Source organism: Jiangella muralis, from assembly GCF_001270745.1.
GTDB lineage: Bacteria > Actinomycetota > Actinomycetes > Jiangellales > Jiangellaceae > Jiangella > Jiangella muralis.
Map to the genome: position 1 here is coordinate 42788 of NZ_LFXL01000032.1, position 15981 is coordinate 58768.

The window sequence follows — 15981 nt, forward strand, 5'->3', positions numbered from 1 at the left end:
TCACGAGGAGCACTATCTGGGGATAGAGCGTCCGCCTGCCGAAGAGGTGACTGAGCCATGACCACGCAGGCCGAACACCGGATGCCCCCGGCCTCGCCGCCCGCCGAGGCCGGCCTGCTGCCGTCCGCCGAACCGGTCCGGTTCCTCGACGACGACGGCGCCGCCGCACCGGGCGACGCCCACGGCCGGTACGAACGGCCGCCCAGCGAGCTGCTGCGCCGCGCCTACGACGCGATGGTGCTCGGCCGCCGGTTCGACGCCCAGGCCACCGCGCTGACGAAGCAGGGCCGCCTCGCCGTCTACCCGTCCAGCCGCGGCCAGGAGGCGGGCGAGATCGGCGCCGTCCTCGCGCTGCGCGAGACCGACTGGCTGTTCCCGACCTACCGCGACTCGATGGCGCTGATCGCCCGCGGCATCGACCCGGTCGAGGCGCTGACGCTGCTGCGCGGCAGCTGGCACTGCGGCTACGACCCGATGGCGACCCGGACGGCGCCGCAGTGCACGCCGCTCGCGACGCACGCGCCGCACGCCGTCGGGGTCGCCTATGCCGCCCGCCGGCGCGGCGAGGACACCGTCGCGCTGGTGCTGATCGGCGACGGCGGCACCAGCGAGGGCGACTTCCACGAGGCGCTCAACTTCGCCGCCGTCTTCCACGCGCCGGTCGTGTTCCTGGTGCAGAACAACGGGTTCGCGATCTCCGTCCCACTGTCGCGGCAGACGGCGGCGCCGTCGCTGGCGCACAAGGGCGTCGGCTACGGCGTGCGCAGCGAGCGGGTCGACGGCAACGACCCGCTGGCCGTCCTCGCCGTACTTAACGACGCCGTCGAGTCCGCGCGCGCGGGCGGCGGGCCGGTGCTCGTCGAGGCGCACACGTACCGCGTCGAGCCGCACACCAACGCCGACGACGACGGCCGCTACCGCGACCACGACGAGGTCGAGACGTGGAAGCGGCGCGACCCGATCGCGCGGCTCGAGGCGCACCTGCGCGCGGCCGGTGAGCTGACCGACGACGACGTCGCGGCGGCGCGGTCGGCGGCCGAGGAGTACGCGGCGGACGTCCGGAAGCGGCTCGGCGAGGAAGCGACCGGCGACCCGGCCGAGCTGTTCGCCCACGTCTACGCGTCGCCGACGCCGCAGCTGCGGGAGCAGGCGGCGTGGCTGGCGGAGGAGCTGGCGCGATGACGGTGACGATGGGCAAGGCGCTCAACGCGGCACTGCGCGACGCGATGCGCGAGGACGAGACCGTGCTCATGTTCGGCGAGGACGTCGGCCCGCTCGGCGGCGTCTTCCGCGTCACCGACGGCCTGACCGCCGAGTTCGGCGAGGACCGCTGTTTCGACACCCCGCTGGCCGAGGCCGGCATCGTCGGCCTGGCCGTCGGCATGGCGATGAACGGCTTCCGGCCCGTCGTCGAGATGCAGTTCGACGCGTTCGCCTACCCGGCGTTCGAGCAGATCGCCTCGCACGTCGCGAAGATGCGCAACCGCACCCGCGGCGCCGTCGGCCTGCCGATGGTCATCCGGGTCCCGTACGCGGGCGGCATCGGCGGCGTCGAGCATCACTCCGACTCCTCCGAGGCGTACTACGCGCACACGCCCGGCCTCAAGGTCGTCACGCCGGCCACCGTCGCCGACGCCTACTCGTTGCTGCGTGAGGCGATCGCCGACCCCGACCCGGTCGTGTTCATGGAGCCCAAGAAGCTGTACTGGGCCAAGGACGAGGTGTCGCTGCCGGTGCGGACGTCACCGTTCGGGACCGCGGAGGTGCGGCGGCCCGGGACCGACGCGACGCTGGTGGCGTACGGGCCGGCGGTGCCGGTCGCACTGGAGGCGGCCGCTGCGGCAGAGGCCGAGGGACGCTCGCTGGAGGTCGTGGACCTGCGGACGCTGGTGCCGTTCGACGACGCGACGGTCGCGTCGTCCGTGCGCAGGACCGGGCGGTGCGTCGTCGTCGCCGAGGCGACCGGGTTCGCCAGCGTGTCCGCCGAGATCGCGGCGAGAGTGCAGGAACGCTGCTTCCACTCGCTGTGGGCGCCGGTGCTGCGGGTGACCGGCTGGGACGTGCCGTTCCCGCCGCCGGTGCTGGAGAAGTACCAGCTGCCCGGCGTCGACCGCGTCCTCGACACCGTCGAGCGGCTGCAATTCGACGACGCGCCGGACCCGCGCTTCCTGGTGGCGCGATGACGGACTATCCGATCCCCGGTGAGGAGCGCACGTTCCGGCTCCCCGACCTCGGCGAAGGGTTGACCGAGGCCGAGATCGTCGCCTGGCGGGTCGCGGTCGGCGATCTCGTCGATGTCGACGACGTGGTGGTGGACGTCGAGACCGCGAAGGCGACGGTCGAGGTGCCGTGCCCGCACGCGGGGCGGGTGGTCACGCTGCACGGCGCCGCGGGATCGACGATCGAGGTCGGCGCGCCGCTCATCACCGTCGCCGGACCCGACGCGCCTGCTGGGGTGGGGGCTGCCGGCGGCGCCGCGAGTGGTGCGGCGGCCGATGGAGTGGTGGGTGGGACGGGCGGCGCCGCGAGTGGTCCGGCGGCCGATGATGCGGCGGAGTCGGGCGCGGTGTTGGTCGGCTACGGCACCGGGAACGCGACGTTGGCCCGGCGGGCACGCGCGCGAACGGCGACGGTTTCGGCCGACGCGGCGACGGTTTCGGCCGAGGTGACACCCCGCCCGGCCGGGAGGGCCCCCACCCTACGGGCGGGCACCGACAACCTCGAACGCGCGACAACCGGCGACCCGGCGGCCAGCGGCCCAGCCACAACCCGCGACCCGGCCACAACCCGCGACCCGGCGACCAGCGGCCCAGCCACAACCGGCGACCCGGCCACAGCCGGCGGCGCGCCACGGGTGCTCTCGCCGGTCGTGCGCCGGCTGGCTCGCGACCACGGCGTCGATGTGCGGGTGGTCAGCGGCTCGGGTCCCGGCGGCGTGATCCTCCGCCGCGACGTCGAGATTGCCGCGGCGAACGGGACGGCGACAGCGAGCGGCGCGGCCACGGGCGACGTCGCCCCGGCGGCACTCCAAGCGCCACCACAGCGGACCCCGCAGCCGATTCCGTCAGACCAGAGAGAACCCCTGCGGGGAGTGCGCCGCGCCGTCGCGGAGAAGCTGGCGCGCAGCCGACGCGAGATCCCCGACGCCACCACGTGGGTGGACGTCGACGCGACGGCGCTGATGGAGGCGCGCAACGCGCTGCGGGCGGCCGCGCCGGACCGTCCGGTCGGGCTGCTGGCGCTGCTCGGACGCATCACGGTCGCCGCGCTGGCCCGCTTCCCCGAGCTCAACGCCTCCGTCGAGCACGACGGCGACGACCTCGTGCTGGTCCGCCACGGCACGGTGGGCCTCGGCTTCGCCGCGCAGACCGACCGCGGCCTCGTCGTCCCCGTCGTCCACGACGCTCAGGACCTGACGACGGCCGAGCTGGCCGCGGAGCTGGCCCGCCTCACCGACGCCGCCCGCGCCGGCACGCTCACCCCGGCGGACCTCACCGGCGGCACCGTCACCCTCAACAACTACGGCGTCTTCGGCGTCGACGGCTCGACCCCGATCATCAACCACCCCGAGGCGGCGCTGCTCGGCGTCGGGCGCATCGTCGACAAGCCCTGGGTGGTCGACGGCGAGCTGGCGGTCCGCAAGGTCACCCAGCTCTCGCTCAGCTTCGACCACCGCGTCTGCGACGGCGGCGTCGCCGGCGGCTTCCTCCGCTACGTCGCCGACCGGGTGGAGTCGCCGCTCGGGCTACTCCTCGACCTCTGACGTCAGTCCTGATGATCAGTGTGCTCGGCGCGGTGCTGCCGCCAGCGCTCGATCATCAGCGGGAGTTCCCCCCGCATGAACTGCATGTAGTCGATGGTCTCGGTGATCCGCCGCGCGCCGCGGCCGTCGCCCAGAGCGTCGATGCCCTCGGAGAGGACGCCGATGTAGCGGAGCAGCAGCGGCTCGCGCTGCATGATGATGTGCGCCCAGACGTCGTCGTCGTAGATGCGGTAGTGGTCGGCCCGCGACCCCGGCTCGCGCTCGCGGGCCAGCAGGCCGGCCTGGACCAGGGCGCGCACGGCGCCGGAGATGGCGGCCGGGCTGACCCGCAGACCCTCGGCCAGCTCGGACGCGGTGTAGCGCTCGGCGTCTTCGGCCAGCACGTAGGCGAACACCCGCGCCGGCATGCGGGGAAGTCCGGACTCGGTGAGCACCAGGGCGAACTGCTCGACGAACCGCAGCAGGGCGTCCTGGTCGTCGTCCGCGGCCGGACTGGTCATCGGGGCGTCCTCCTTCACAGCGAGACCATCATACGTTCAGCTATTTCACAACTTCGTGAATGCACGCTAGGTTGTCCTGCAGGCGGGGGTGCCGAGGCCGCACGCCCCGGCGAACCACCGTATTCTCAGTGGAGCCGTGGGCGTTGCGGTCGAGCCGCGTCACGGCCCCGGATTGGGGGACGGCGGTGAGTAGCACGGGTTTCGCGGTGGCCTTCGCCGCCGGCGCCGCGAGCCTGCACGCACTGGCCGCCCTCGGCATGGTCGCCCAGCGCCGCTGGTGGTATCCCACCGTGCTCACCGTCGCCGCGTCCGGGCTCCATGTGGGCGCGCTGCACTTCGGCCCGCTGACGCTGGTCCAGCCGCTGGGCGTGCTCAGCCTCGCGTTCGCGCTGGTGCTCTCGTGGGCGCTGACGCGGCGCCGGGTCACGCCGCGCGAGTGGCGCGGCATGGCGCTGTGCATGGCCGGCCTCGCCGGCCTGTTGCTGCTGGCCGCGCCGACGCGACCACGCAGCGAGCTGACCTCCACGCAGATCCTGCTCCTCACCCTCGCCGTCGTCGGGCTGATCTCGGTCGCCGTCGCGGGCGCCGCCCGGCTCCGGCTGCGGCCGGTCCGGCGCAGCCTGCTGTTCGCGCTCGCCGCCGGCGCGACGTTCGGGGTCTCGTCGGCGCTGACCCAGACGGTGACGATCCGGGTCAGCGACGCCGGCATGTCCGCCGCCCTGCAGCCGGCCAGCGCGGTGGTGCTGGTGCTGGCGGCGACGGGGCTGCTGGTGGCCCGCCGGGCGTACCGCGGCGGGCTCGGCGCCCCGCTGGCCACCGCGACCATCGTCAACCCGGTGGCGGCCTCGGCCATCGGCATCGGGCTGCTCGGCGAGCGGTTCACCGGCGGGCCGGTCGAGGTGACGCTGTCCGTGGCGGCCGCGCTGACCGCCGCGGCCGGGGTGGTGCTGCTGGCCCGCGGTAGCCGCGCGCCGCTCACTCGCCCGACACGGCCCGCGCAGGTTCCGGCGACGCCGTGACCTCAGCCCGGTGCGCCCGCCACCGCGCCGTCAGGGTGCCGATCTGCGAGTACATGAAGCGGTAGAACTCGCGCGTCTCACCGACCCGCCGGCGACCGGGCCCCGGCTCCAGGACGTCCAGGCCGTTGGTGAGCTGTACGTCGATGTGGCGGAACATCGGCTCCTGCCGGTCGATGATCGTCGACCACACGTCGTCGCTGTAGACGCGGTAGTGATCCGAACGGTCGCCCGCCACCCGCTCGCGCACCAGGACCCCCATGTCGATCAGCGGACGCACCGCCCCCGAGATGGCGGCCGGGCTGACCTGCAGGCCGTCGGCCAGCTGGGTGGCGGTGTGCGAGTCGGCGTCGGAGGCCAGCACGTAGGCGAACACACGGGCCGGCATGCGCTGCATGCCGGCGTCGTTCAGCACCATGGCGAACTGCTCGACGAACCGGCTGCGTGCGCGCTCGCGATCGTCAGCGGACACTCCGCACCACCCCCTGTGCACCCGACCATAACGGACTTAAATCAATTCACAAAACTGTGAAGAGTGTGTAGTGTCGCCAGCATGACAACTGCGATCGACGTCGCCGGCGTCGTGAAGACCTTCGGGACGGTCCGCGCCCTCGACGGGCTCGACCTTCGGGTCTCCACCGGCGAGGTCCACGGTTTCCTCGGCCCCAACGGGGCCGGCAAGTCGACGACGATCCGCGTCCTGCTGGGGCTGCTGCGGGCCGACTCCGGCACCGCACGGCTGCTCGGCGGCGACCCCTGGGACGACGCCGTCTCGCTGCACCGGCGGCTGGCCTACGTCCCGGGCGACGTGAACCTCTGGCCCAACCTCACCGGCGGCGAGGCCATCGACCTGCTCGGCCGGCTCCGCGGCGGACTGGAGGAGAAGCGCCGTCAGAACCTCCTCGAGCGGTTCGACCTCGACCCCACGAAGAAGGGCCGCACCTACTCGAAGGGCAACCGGCAGAAGGTCGCGCTGGTCGCGGCGCTCGCCTCCGACGTCGAGCTGCTCATCCTCGACGAGCCCACGTCCGGCCTCGACCCGCTGATGGAGTCCGTGTTCCAGGACTGCATCGACGAGTGGAAGGACGACGGCAAGACGGTGCTGCTGTCCAGCCACATCCTGGCCGAGGTCGAGAAGCTGTGCGACCGCGTCAGCATCATCCGCACCGGAAAGATCGTCGAGAGCGGCACGCTGGCCGAGCTGCGCCACCTCACCCGCACGTCCATCCACGCCGAGACCGAGCGGTCCGTCACCGGCATCGACCAGCTGCCCGGCATCCACGACCTCGTCGTCGAGGACCACCGCGTCACCTTCGACGTCGACACCGCCAAGCTCGACGGGGCCGTCCGGCACCTGAGCGGGTTCGGCATCCAGACCCTGACCAGCCAGCCGCCCACGCTGGAAGAGCTGTTCCTGCGCCACTACGGCGACGAGCTGGCCGCCGAGGGCGTCACGGCCGAGGCGGGTGCCCCGTCGTGAGCGTCACCACCGCCGAGCGGCCCCACCAGCACGCCGCCCAGCGGCGTCAAGGCGGGTCCACGCTCACCGGCACGGCGACGATGATCCGGTTCATCCTGCGCCGCGACCGCGTCCGGCTGCCCATCTGGATCGGCGCCATCATCCTCGGCGTCGTCGGCAGCCTGCCATCCTTCACCGAGACCTACCCGACGGCGGCCGACCGCCAGGCCCGCGCCGACCTGCTCGACAACCCCGCCACCATCGCCCTGACCGGGCCCGCGTACGGCACCGACAACTACACGTTCGGCGCCATGACGGCGAACGAGCTGCTCGGTTTCGTCGCCATCACCATGGCACTGATGAGCATCCTGCTGATGGTCCGGCACCTCCGGGCCGAGGAGGAGACCGGCCGCACCGAGCTGCTCCGGGCCGGAGTCCTCGGCCGGCATGCCTGCACCACGGCCGCGTTCACGGTCGCGGCCGGGGCGAACCTGCTGATCGGCCTGCTGCTCGGCCTGCTGATGCCGAGCGCCCTGGACGAGCTGTCCACGTCCAGCTCGCTGCTGTTCGGGGCCGCCGTCGCCTCGGTCGGCCTCGTCTTCACCGGCGTCGGCGCGCTCACGGCGCAGGTCACCGAGCACGCCCGGGCCGCCACGGGGCTCGCCGCCGCCGCGCTGGGCGTGGCGTTCGCGCTGCGCGCCATCGGCGACGTCGGCACCGAGTGGCTGTCCTGGCTGTCGCCCATCGGCTGGGCGCAGCGCACCCGGGTCTACGTCGACGACCGCTGGTGGCCGCTGCTGCTCTCGGTCGCCCTCACCGTCATCCTGATGGCCGTCACCTACGCCACCACCAGCCGCCGCGACGTCGGCGCCGGCCTGGTGCAGCCGAGCCCGGGCAGCCCGCGCGCCGGGAGGAACCTGTCGTCGCCGCTTGGCCTGGCCGTCCGGCTGCAGCGCGGCGGCCTCATCGGCTGGGCGGTGGGCCTGCTGGTGTTCGGGGTCGCCTACGGGAGCCTCGCCCCGTCGATCGAGGAGTTCGTCTCCGACAACTCCAGCATCCAGGACTTCCTGGGCGACGCCGGCAGCCTGATCGACGGCTTCATGGCCATGGTCGTGATGATGATGGCCCTGCTCGCGACCGCCTACGGCCTGGCGTCGCTGCTGCGGCTGCGCGGCGAGGAGACCTCCGGCCGCGCCGAACCGGTGCTGGCCACGGCGGTCTCGCGCACCCGGTTCGCGGCCAGTCACCTGATCGTCGCGCTCGGCGGCAGCCTGCTGCTCATGCTGGTGGGCGGGCTCGGCCTGGGCATCACGGGGGCCATCGCGCTCGACGACGGCAGCATGGTCGGCAAGCTGTTCGGGGCCGCGCTGGCGCACGTCGTGGGCATCTGGCTGGTGATCGCGATCGTCGTCGCGCTGTTCGGGTGGGCACCTCAGCTGGTGCACCTCGGCTGGGTGGTGCTGACCTTCGGCGTCGTGGTCGGTGTGCTGGGCGGATTCTTCCAGTTCCCCGACTGGGTGACGAAGATCTCGCCCTTCCACGCCGCATCTACTCTTCCAGGAGGAGACCTCGGCACGGTAGCGGTTGTCATAATGGGTGTGCTAGCGGTCGCCCTTGTCTGGATAGGTCTGCTCGGCTTCCGCCGGCGTGACCTGACGACGACCTGAACCGGTACTGGGGGAACCAGGGTGGCACATCCGTCGCTCGTGGACGAGCCGGCGCGGGAGACGCCCGCGTCGGCCCGTCCGCGCACCCCGTCCGAGCTGTTCCGATGGGTAGTGCGCCACATCCGCACACCGCGACGCCCCATCCTCATCGTCGAGCTCGGCGTCCTCGCCGTGGTCTACGCGGTGTACTCCGTCATCCGCAACAGTGTGCCCGATGACCGCGCGCGGGCCGTGGCCAACAGCGTCCGCATCTGGGACACCGAGCAGAGCATGAGCATCGACTTCGAGCTCTGGCTGAACCACACCGTGCACGCCGTGCAGTGGCTGACCGTCACCGTCAACTACTTCTACGTGTCCCTGCACTTCGTGGTCACCGGTGCGGTGCTGATCTGGCTGTTCGTCTGCCATCCCGGCCGCTACCGGGCGTCCCGCACGGTGCTGGCGTTCACCACCGTCCTGGCGCTGTTCGGGTACTACCTGTTCCCGCTCGCGCCGCCGCGGCTGCTGCCGTCCGGCACGTTCTACGACACCGTCGCCATCCACCAGACCGTCGGCGCGCTGACGTCCGGCGACCTGCAGAGCCTGTCGAACCAGTACGCCGCCATGCCGTCCATGCACGCCGGCTGGTCGATGTGGTGCGGCATCACCCTGTTCATGTTCGCCCGGAGGAAGTGGCTGCGCGTCCTCGGCGTGCTGTATCCGCTGGCCACGGTGCTGGTCATCACGGCCACCGGCAACCACTACGTGCTCGACGCGGTCGGCGGCTGGCTCACGCTGGCGGCCGGGTTCGGGCTGCAGCGGCTGCTGCACGGCCGCTCGATCCGAACCTTCACGCAGCACGTCCCCGCGGTTCCGTAGGCTCTGGGGGTATGGGCGACTGGGAGGGCGTGCGGCTGCACGTCGTCACCGGGAAAGGTGGCACCGGCAAGACGACCGTGGCGGGGGCACTGGCCATGGCGCTGGCGGCCGGCGGCCGCCGCGTGCTCATCGCCGAGGTCGAGGAGCGGCAGGGCCTGGCCCAGCTGTTCGACGTGCCGCCACTGGCGTACGAGGAGCAGCGGGTGGCCTCCGCGTCCGGCGGTGGTGAGGTGTACGCGCTGGCCATCGACGCCCGCGAGGCCATGCACGAGTACCTCACGATGTTCTACCGGCTGGGCCGGGCCGGCCGCGCGCTCGACAAGCTCGGCTTCGTCGACTTCGCCACCACCATCGCGCCGGGCCTGCGCGACGTCCTGCTCACCGGCAAGGCATACGAGGCGACCCGGCGGCGCACCGGCGACCACTTCGCCTACGACGCCGTCGTGCTCGACGCGCCGCCCACCGGCCGGGTGGTCCGGTTCCTCGACGTCACCACGTCGGTGTCGTCGCTGGCCCGGGTCGGCCCGATCAACCGGCAGGCCAACTCCATCACCGACCTCATCCACAGCCCGCGCACGGCCGTGCACGTCGTGACGCTGCTCGAGGACATGCCCGTGCAGGAGACCGCCGACGCCGTCGCCCAGTTGGAGGCCGCGCATATTCCGGTGGGCGCCGTCATCGTCAACCAGGTCCGGCCGCCGCACCTCGCCGCGCGGTCGCTTCCCGCCGCCCGTCGCCGCCGGCTCGACCACGACGAGGTGCTGGCCGGGCTGCGCGCGGCCGGGCTGCCCGCCACCGACGCCGTCGTCGGCCTGCTCACCGGCGAGGCCGCCGACCACGCCGAGCGCGCGGCGCTCGAGAAGACGCAACGCGCGCTGGTCGACGACCTCGGCCGGCCCGTCTACGAGCTGCCGCGCGTCGCCGACGGCGTCGACCCCACCGCCCTCTACGAGCTGGCCGACACGCTGGCCGAGCAGGGTGCCGTGTGAACCCCGGACCACGGGCCGCCAAGCCGCCGCACTTCGACGTCGACCGCCTGATCGACGACCGCCGCATCCGCATCGTCGTCACCTGCGGCTCCGGCGGCGTCGGCAAGACCACGACGGCGGCGGCCATCGCGCTGCGCGCCGCCGAGCGGGGCCGCAAGGCCGTCGTCCTGACCATCGACCCGGCGCGGCGGCTGGCGCAGTCGATGGGGCTGTCCGAGCTCGACAACACCCCACGCGCCGTCAAGGGGGTCGACGGTGCGGCCGGCGGCAGTCTCGACGCGATGATGCTGGACATGAAGCGCACGTTCGACGAGGTGGTCGAGGAACACACCACGCCGGACCGCGCCAAGCAGATCCTGGCCAACCCGTTCTACCAGGCGCTGTCGTCGTCGTTCGCGGGGACGCAGGAGTACATGGCGATGGAGAAGCTGGGCCAGCTGCGGGCCCGGGCCGACTGGGACCTCATCGTCGTCGACACCCCGCCGGCGCGGTCGGCGCTGGACTTCCTCGACGCGCCGGAGCGGCTCGGCTCGTTCCTCGACGGACGGCTGATCCGGCTGCTCGGCGGCACGGCGCGGGCCGGCGGGCGGACGTACCTCAAGCTGCTGCACGCCGGGTTCAACGTCGTCACGTCGGCGCTCACCAAGATCCTCGGCGGCGAGTTGCTGCGGGACGTGTCCACCTTCGTCAACGCGCTCGACACCATGTTCGGCGGTTTCCGCGAGCGGGCGGAGCAGACGTACGCGCTGCTCAAGCGCCCGGAGACGGCCTTCGTCGTCGTCGCGGCCCCCGAGCACGACGCCCTGCGCGAGGCGTCCTACTTCGTCGACCGCCTCGGCCGCGACGCGATGCCGCTGGCCGGCCTCCTGCTCAACCGGGTGCACGCCTCCGACGCGGCGGGCATCGGCGCGGAGCAGGCGGTCGCCGCGGCCGAGCGGCTGGAGTCGTCCGGCTCGCACGCGCTGACGGCGGCCCTGCTGCGCCTGCACGCCGACCGCCTCAAGCTGGCCGCCCGCGACGAGCGGATCGGCGAACGGTTCAGCGGGGCGCACCCGGACGTCCCGGTCACCCGCATCCCCGCCCTGGCCGGCGACATCCACGACCTCGACGGCCTACGCCAGATCGGTGCCCTCTTCGACGCCCGCTGACGGCGCCGCCGCTGTCCTGCCGCCACTGATACCGGACCACGCCGACGAACGTCGCGACGAGCAGGATCAGGGCGATCAGGAGGCCCGCCAGGACCCGGCCTAGGGCTCGTATCGTCCCGGTGGCCATGACGGGCGCCTGCCGCGGCTGCCGGTCGCGCTACTGCGCCGGTTCGACCTCGCCCGGCAACAGCTCGCCGGGGGTGAATCCGTCGCGCCAGCCATCCTCGCCGCCGCCTTCACCGTCTTCGTCGCCGAAGACCGGCGGTTCGGTGGGCACGCCGGCGGTGAAGTCGTCAGAGGGCTCTTCCGGCTCGCCGTTGCTGACCGTGATCGCGATGCTCGAACCCGAGCCGACCTCGGCGCCGGCACCAGGTTCGGTGCTGACGACGAGGCCTTCCTGTAAGTCCGAGTTCACCTCGCCGGCCACCGAGGCGCTGAGGCCCGCCTCCTGGAGCGTCTGGATGGCCTCGTCGGAGCCCATGCCGCGCACGTCGGGCACCGGGACGGTGACGCCCTGGATGGTCTCGGGGTCAGGCGCGGTGAACGAGACCTTCTCGGCGCCGTCGAGCGCGCGGTCCATCATCGACTTCCAGATGGGACCGGGGATGCAGCCACCGCATGCCTCGGGGATCTCCTCGCCGTTGAAGGTGCGGCCGTCGAGCGATTGCAGCTTGCCGTCGACGTCGGCGACGGCCACGGCGGTGGACAGCTGCGGCGTGTAGCCGACGAACCAGACCGCGATGGCGCCGTTCGTCGTACCGGTCTTGCCGGCGGCGATGCGGCCGTCGGCGAGGCGCATCTTGTTGCCGGTGGCGCCGGGGTTGTGGACGACACCCTGCAGGACCGAGTTGACGGCGTCGGCGACCTCGGGCTTGACGACCTGCTCGCAGGTCGGCTGGGTGTGGTCGACCAGGACGTTGCCGGCGGCGTCGGTGACCCGGACGACGGACGTGGTCGGGCAGTGCGCGCCGCGGTTGGCGAACATCGCGTAGCCCGCCGCCATGGACAGCGGCGACACCTCGTTGGCGCCCAGGGTGAACGACGGCACCTGGCTCAGCGGCTGCACCTCGCCGTTCTCGTCGAGGTCGGCACGCATGATGCCGGCGCCCTGCGCGATCGTGACCGGCAGGCACAGCCCGGTGCGCTGCTCGAGCTGGGCGAAGAAGGTGTTGACCGAGCGCTCGGTGCCGGTGCGCAAGTTGAACGTGCCACTGCCGGTGGAGTTCTTCGGCGACCAGGTCTCGCTGCTGCGGATGCGGCCGTCGCAGGTGCTGAAGGAGTTCACACGCAGACTGACCGACGGCGGGGAGTTGATCGAGGTGTTGAGCGGGATGCCTTGGTCGATGGCGGCCGCGAGCACGAAGGTCTTCATGCTGGATCCCGGCTGCATGCCGTTGCCGCCGCCCATGACCTCGTCGACGGCGTAGTTGATATTGCTGACGCCGTCGCCCTCGACGCCATAGGTGCGGGAGTTGGTCATGGCCCGGATGTAGCCGTTGTTGGGCTGCACCGTGGCCAGCGAGCCGATGGCGGTGTCGGTGGGCGCGATGCGGTCGGAGACCGCGGCCTGGGCCGCCTGCTGCGCGGCCTGGCTGAGGGTGGTCTCGACCCGCAGGCCGCCGCGCTCGAGCATGGCCGCACGATCGTCGCGGGTCTCACCGAGCTCCGGCATGGTGAGCAACTCCTGGCGCACGTAGTCGCAGAAGTAGCCGGCGTCGGCCGACACGCAGCCGTTGGGCGTGGCGCTGAGGACCAGCCCGAGGTCGGTCGCGCGTGCCTCGGCGGCCTCCTGCTCGGTGATGCGCCCGGTGGCGGCCATGCGGTTGAGGACGACGTTGCGGCGGCCGAGCGCGGCCTCGGGGTCGTTGGTGGGGTCGTAGGCGTTCGGTTGCTGGACGATGCCGGCCAGCAGCGCCGCCTGCGGCAGCGTCAGCTCGGCGGCCGAGGTGGAGAAGTACGTGCGCGCCGCCGCCTCGATGCCGTACGAGCGGGCGCCGAAGAAGGCGATGTTGAGGTAGCGCGAGAGGATCTCGTCCTTGCTGAGCTCCTGCTCGACCTGGACGGCCATGCGCAGCTCTTCCAGCTTCCGGCGGTAGCCCTTGGTGCCGGAAGCGGCCTGGACCTCCTGGACCTCCTCGGGCGTGGTGGCCTGCGAGACGCGCACCTGCTTGACGTACTGCTGGGTGAGCGTGGAGCCACCGCCCTGGGTGGAGCCGGCCTCGACGTTACGCAGCAGGGCGCGCAGCGTGCCCTGGATGTCGATGGGGCCGCGCTCGTAGAAGCGGTCGTCCTCGATGGCGAGGATGGCGTCCTTCATGATCGGCGAGATGGCGTCGAGCCCGATCTGGACGCGGTTCTCCTCGAAGAAGGTGGCCAGCTGCTGGCCGTCGGCGTCGTACATGTACGACGTCTGGGCCATGGGGCCGGGCTCGAGGTCGGCCGGCATGGCGGCGAAGGTGTCGGCACTCTCACGCGCGGTGAGGCCCAGGCCCGCGACCACGGGCAGGGCAAGGCCAGCGAGCAGGACGCCGCATAGCGCAGCGACGCCCGCAACAAGGAGCACACGGCGTACCGTGGCTACCACGGCCGAGGGACGTATCGCCATGGACGGCAAGCTTACGTGCTTATGCCACACTGGCTCTCACCGAGTGTCCGCGCGCCGTGAAGTACCAGAGTTTCGCGGCCCCCACCATCGGCCAACCGGTTGATATTAGTTTCGGTCAATCAGGGTCTGGTCATGACCCTCGTGTTTGCATAGCGTCACGTCATCGGGGTGAACTAGAGAGGGTTTGGTGTGTTCACCGAGTTGACGGGGGTGACAGCCGGATGACGTGGATCGATGACTGGACCAGCCTGGCGGCGTGCCGGAGCAGCGAGCCAGACGAGCTGTTCGTGCAGGGCGCGGCGCAGAACCGGGCCAAGGCGGTGTGCCTCGGCTGCCCAGTGCGCACCGAGTGCCTGGCCGACGCGCTGGACAACCGCACTGAGTTCGGCATCTGGGGCGGCATGACGGAGCGAGAGCGGCGCGCCCTCCTCCGCCGTCGGCCCGAGGTCGACTCGTGGCGTGGGCTGCTCGAGGCCGCACGCGACGATTACGCCGTCAAGGCGGGCTGACACCACTCACAGAACGCTGAGGCCCCGGGCGTCGAGCCCGGGGCCAGCGTATGTTCAGGCCCGGTAGTCGCCGACGAGCGTCCGGTGCCACCACGCGCCGGTGTCGCGGCGTTCCCGCCGGTCGGTGAACCGGTACCGGTAGAGCCTCACCCGCACGTGCGCGGGCGGCAGGTGCGGGAACGGGTTGTGCCGCAGCAGCGCCACCAGGTCCGGGTCGTTGTCGCGCAGTTTCGCCAGCAGCGCCGGGAACCACGGCTGGGCGTAGCCCGGCGAGATCGCGGCGAACCACATCAGCCAGTCCAGCCGCAGATGGTACGGCGCCACCTGCGGCGGCCGCCGCCGCACGTCGCCCGGCTTGGCGCGGAACCCGTACTCCTGCCAGACGGTGTCCGGGCCGGGCACCGGGTCGGCGGTCCCCTCGATGACGATCTCGCGCCGGACCCGCGTGATGCTGCCGAACGCGCCGTACGTGTTCGCCAGCAGCAGCGGGTTGAAGCTGGTGTTCATCACCTGCCCGCGGGAGAGCAGGTTCCGCACCGGCCAGTAGCTCAGCACCGCCAGCACCGCGGCCAGCGCGACGACGGCGACGGCGTACCAGGCGGGCGGGTCGTCCAGCCCGGCCGGCGCGTCGACCGGCAGCAGTGCGCCCCACAGCCCGCCGCCGGCCGCCGTCGTCGCCACCACCATCGTCAGCACGTTGAGCCAGGCGAAGTTGCCGCTCAGCAGCAGCCAGCCCTGCGTCAAGATGACGACGACGGCGGCGACGCTGCGCACCGGCTGCGGCGCGAACAGCAGGAACGGGACGACCAGCTGGGTGACGTGGTTCGCCGCCGCCTCCGCTCGGTGCGCCCACCGCGGCAGCCGGTGGAACCACCAGCTCAGCGGGTTCGGCAGCGGCTGCGTCTCGTGGTGGTAGTACAGGCAGGTCAGGTCGCGCCAGCAGCGGTCGCCGCGTAGCTTGATCAGCCCGGCGCCGAACTCCAGCCGGAACAGCACCCACCACAGCGCGACCAGCACCAGCAGCGGCGGCGCCAGGTCCGCCGGCCCGAGGAAGATCGCCAGGAACCCGGCCTCGCACAGCAGCGACTCCCAGCCGAAGCCGTACCAGACCTGCCCCACCTGCACGATCGACAGGTACAACGCCCACGGCACCGCCCAGGCGAGCAGGTTCGCCCACACCGGCAGGCCGTCGGCCAGCCCGAGCGCCAGCCCGGCCGACCACGCCACGCCCAGCCACCCGACGGCGGCGAAGAAGCGGTCGGAGTAGTGCCACTGGAACAGGCTCGGCGCCCGCCGGAACGGCACCCGCGCCACGTAGCGCGGCACCGGCGTCAGGCCGTGCTCGCCGATCAGAGCCCGGAACTGGCGGACGGCACCGACGAACGCCAGCAGGTACACGACGGCCAGAGCCCGCTGGAACACCAGCCGGCTCAGCCAGTAGCCCTCGGCGGAGAACCAGTCCATGTC

At 72.2% G+C, this 15981-nt stretch carries 14 protein-coding genes; 10 read left to right on the top strand and 4 right to left on the bottom strand.

What is annotated here, in order from left to right; genetic code table 11:
* Positions 1–57 precede the first annotated feature (57 nt).
* Genes pdhA through ACW62_RS25335 form a run of 3 tightly spaced genes read left to right on the top strand, consistent with a single transcriptional unit; the run spans position 58 to position 3763 of the window.
* Entirely contained in the window at positions 58–1182 is a 1125-nt protein-coding gene (gene pdhA / locus ACW62_RS25325; RefSeq protein ID WP_053206894.1) for a pyruvate dehydrogenase (acetyl-transferring) E1 component subunit alpha, read from the top strand.
* The gene (locus ACW62_RS25330; RefSeq protein ID WP_053206895.1) at positions 1179–2183 is read left to right on the top strand and encodes an alpha-ketoacid dehydrogenase subunit beta; all 1005 of its coding nucleotides are present in this window, start codon (positions 1179–1181) and stop codon (positions 2181–2183) included. The genes pdhA and ACW62_RS25330 overlap by 4 nt, the downstream gene beginning before the upstream one ends.
* The gene (locus ACW62_RS25335) at positions 2180–3763 is read left to right on the top strand and encodes a dihydrolipoamide acetyltransferase family protein (protein ID WP_053206896.1); all 1584 of its coding nucleotides are present in this window, start codon (positions 2180–2182) and stop codon (positions 3761–3763) included. The genes ACW62_RS25330 and ACW62_RS25335 overlap by 4 nt, the downstream gene beginning before the upstream one ends.
* Positions 3764–3765: 2 nt before the next feature.
* On the opposite strand, the gene ACW62_RS25340 is transcribed toward ACW62_RS25335, so the two are convergent.
* A complete protein-coding gene (locus ACW62_RS25340) occupies positions 3766–4263 on the bottom strand; it encodes a GbsR/MarR family transcriptional regulator (RefSeq protein ID WP_053206959.1) in 498 nt (165 codons plus the stop codon).
* A 185-nt stretch (positions 4264–4448) separates the two neighbouring features.
* On the opposite strand from ACW62_RS25340, the gene ACW62_RS25345 reads away from it, so the two are divergent.
* Positions 4449–5282 carry a DMT family transporter gene (locus tag ACW62_RS25345; RefSeq protein WP_157574967.1) on the top strand — a complete coding sequence of 278 codons (834 nt, stop codon included), beginning with the start codon at positions 4449–4451 and terminating at the stop codon, positions 5280–5282.
* On the opposite strand, the gene ACW62_RS25350 is transcribed toward ACW62_RS25345, so the two are convergent.
* Entirely contained in the window at positions 5239–5751 is a 513-nt protein-coding gene (locus ACW62_RS25350) for a GbsR/MarR family transcriptional regulator (RefSeq protein ID WP_053206898.1), read from the bottom strand. The two genes, ACW62_RS25345 and ACW62_RS25350, sit on opposite strands and share 44 nt — an antisense overlap.
* Positions 5752–5832: 81 nt before the next feature.
* Here ACW62_RS25350 and ACW62_RS25355 point away from each other — a divergent pair, with 81 nt between their 5' ends.
* From ACW62_RS25355 to bagB, 5 genes are read left to right on the top strand one after another with little or no spacing between them, the layout of a single operon-like run.
* Positions 5833–6759 (top strand): ABC transporter ATP-binding protein, encoded by a 927-nt coding sequence (locus ACW62_RS25355; protein WP_053206899.1) that lies wholly within the window; start codon positions 5833–5835, stop codon positions 6757–6759.
* The gene (locus tag ACW62_RS25360) at positions 6756–8405 is read left to right on the top strand and encodes an ABC transporter permease (RefSeq protein ID WP_053206900.1); all 1650 of its coding nucleotides are present in this window, start codon (positions 6756–6758) and stop codon (positions 8403–8405) included. The genes ACW62_RS25355 and ACW62_RS25360 overlap by 4 nt, the downstream gene beginning before the upstream one ends.
* Positions 8406–8426: 21 nt before the next feature.
* Complete coding sequence (locus ACW62_RS25365; protein WP_053206901.1) at positions 8427–9263, top strand: phosphatase PAP2 family protein; 837 nt, start codon at positions 8427–8429, stop codon at positions 9261–9263.
* A gap of 11 nt (positions 9264–9274) precedes the next feature.
* The gene (bagA, locus tag ACW62_RS35390) at positions 9275–10252 is read left to right on the top strand and encodes an ATPase BagA (protein ID WP_053206902.1); all 978 of its coding nucleotides are present in this window, start codon (positions 9275–9277) and stop codon (positions 10250–10252) included.
* The gene (gene bagB, locus ACW62_RS25375; RefSeq protein ID WP_053206903.1) at positions 10249–11400 is read left to right on the top strand and encodes an ArsA family ATPase; all 1152 of its coding nucleotides are present in this window, start codon (positions 10249–10251) and stop codon (positions 11398–11400) included. Before bagA ends, bagB begins: the two co-directional genes overlap by 4 nt.
* Positions 11401–11557: 157 nt before the next feature.
* On the opposite strand, the gene ACW62_RS25380 is transcribed toward bagB, so the two are convergent.
* Positions 11558–13963, bottom strand: a complete 2406-nt coding sequence (locus tag ACW62_RS25380; RefSeq protein ID WP_169792122.1) for a transglycosylase domain-containing protein — start codon at positions 13961–13963, stop codon at positions 11558–11560.
* A 263-nt stretch (positions 13964–14226) separates the two neighbouring features.
* On the opposite strand from ACW62_RS25380, the gene ACW62_RS25385 reads away from it, so the two are divergent.
* Positions 14227–14514 (top strand): WhiB family transcriptional regulator, encoded by a 288-nt coding sequence (locus ACW62_RS25385; protein WP_053206905.1) that lies wholly within the window; start codon positions 14227–14229, stop codon positions 14512–14514.
* Positions 14515–14568: 54 nt separating this feature from the next.
* On the opposite strand, the gene ACW62_RS25390 is transcribed toward ACW62_RS25385, so the two are convergent.
* Positions 14569–15978 carry a lipase maturation factor family protein gene (locus ACW62_RS25390; RefSeq protein WP_053206906.1) on the bottom strand — a complete coding sequence of 470 codons (1410 nt, stop codon included), beginning with the start codon at positions 15976–15978 and terminating at the stop codon, positions 14569–14571.
* Between the last annotated feature and the right edge of the window lie 3 nt (positions 15979–15981).

Bases quoted from the DNA above. Each gene is read 5' to 3' on its own strand.
- pdhA (WP_053206894.1), top strand. From the start codon at position 58: ATGACCACGCAGGCCGAACACCGGATGCCCCCGGCCTCGCCGCCCGCC.
- ACW62_RS25330 (WP_053206895.1), top strand. From the start codon at position 1,179: ATGACGGTGACGATGGGCAAGGCGCTCAACGCGGCACTGCGCGACGCG.
- ACW62_RS25335 (WP_053206896.1), top strand. From the start codon at position 2,180: ATGACGGACTATCCGATCCCCGGTGAGGAGCGCACGTTCCGGCTCCCC.
- ACW62_RS25340 (WP_053206959.1), bottom strand. From the start codon at position 4,263: ATGACCAGTCCGGCCGCGGACGACGACCAGGACGCCCTGCTGCGGTTC.
- ACW62_RS25355 (WP_053206899.1), top strand. From the start codon at position 5,833: ATGACAACTGCGATCGACGTCGCCGGCGTCGTGAAGACCTTCGGGACG.
- bagA (WP_053206902.1), top strand. From the start codon at position 9,275: ATGGGCGACTGGGAGGGCGTGCGGCTGCACGTCGTCACCGGGAAAGGT.
- ACW62_RS25385 (WP_053206905.1), top strand. From the start codon at position 14,227: ATGACGTGGATCGATGACTGGACCAGCCTGGCGGCGTGCCGGAGCAGC.
- ACW62_RS25390 (WP_053206906.1), bottom strand. From the start codon at position 15,978: ATGGACTGGTTCTCCGCCGAGGGCTACTGGCTGAGCCGGCTGGTGTTC.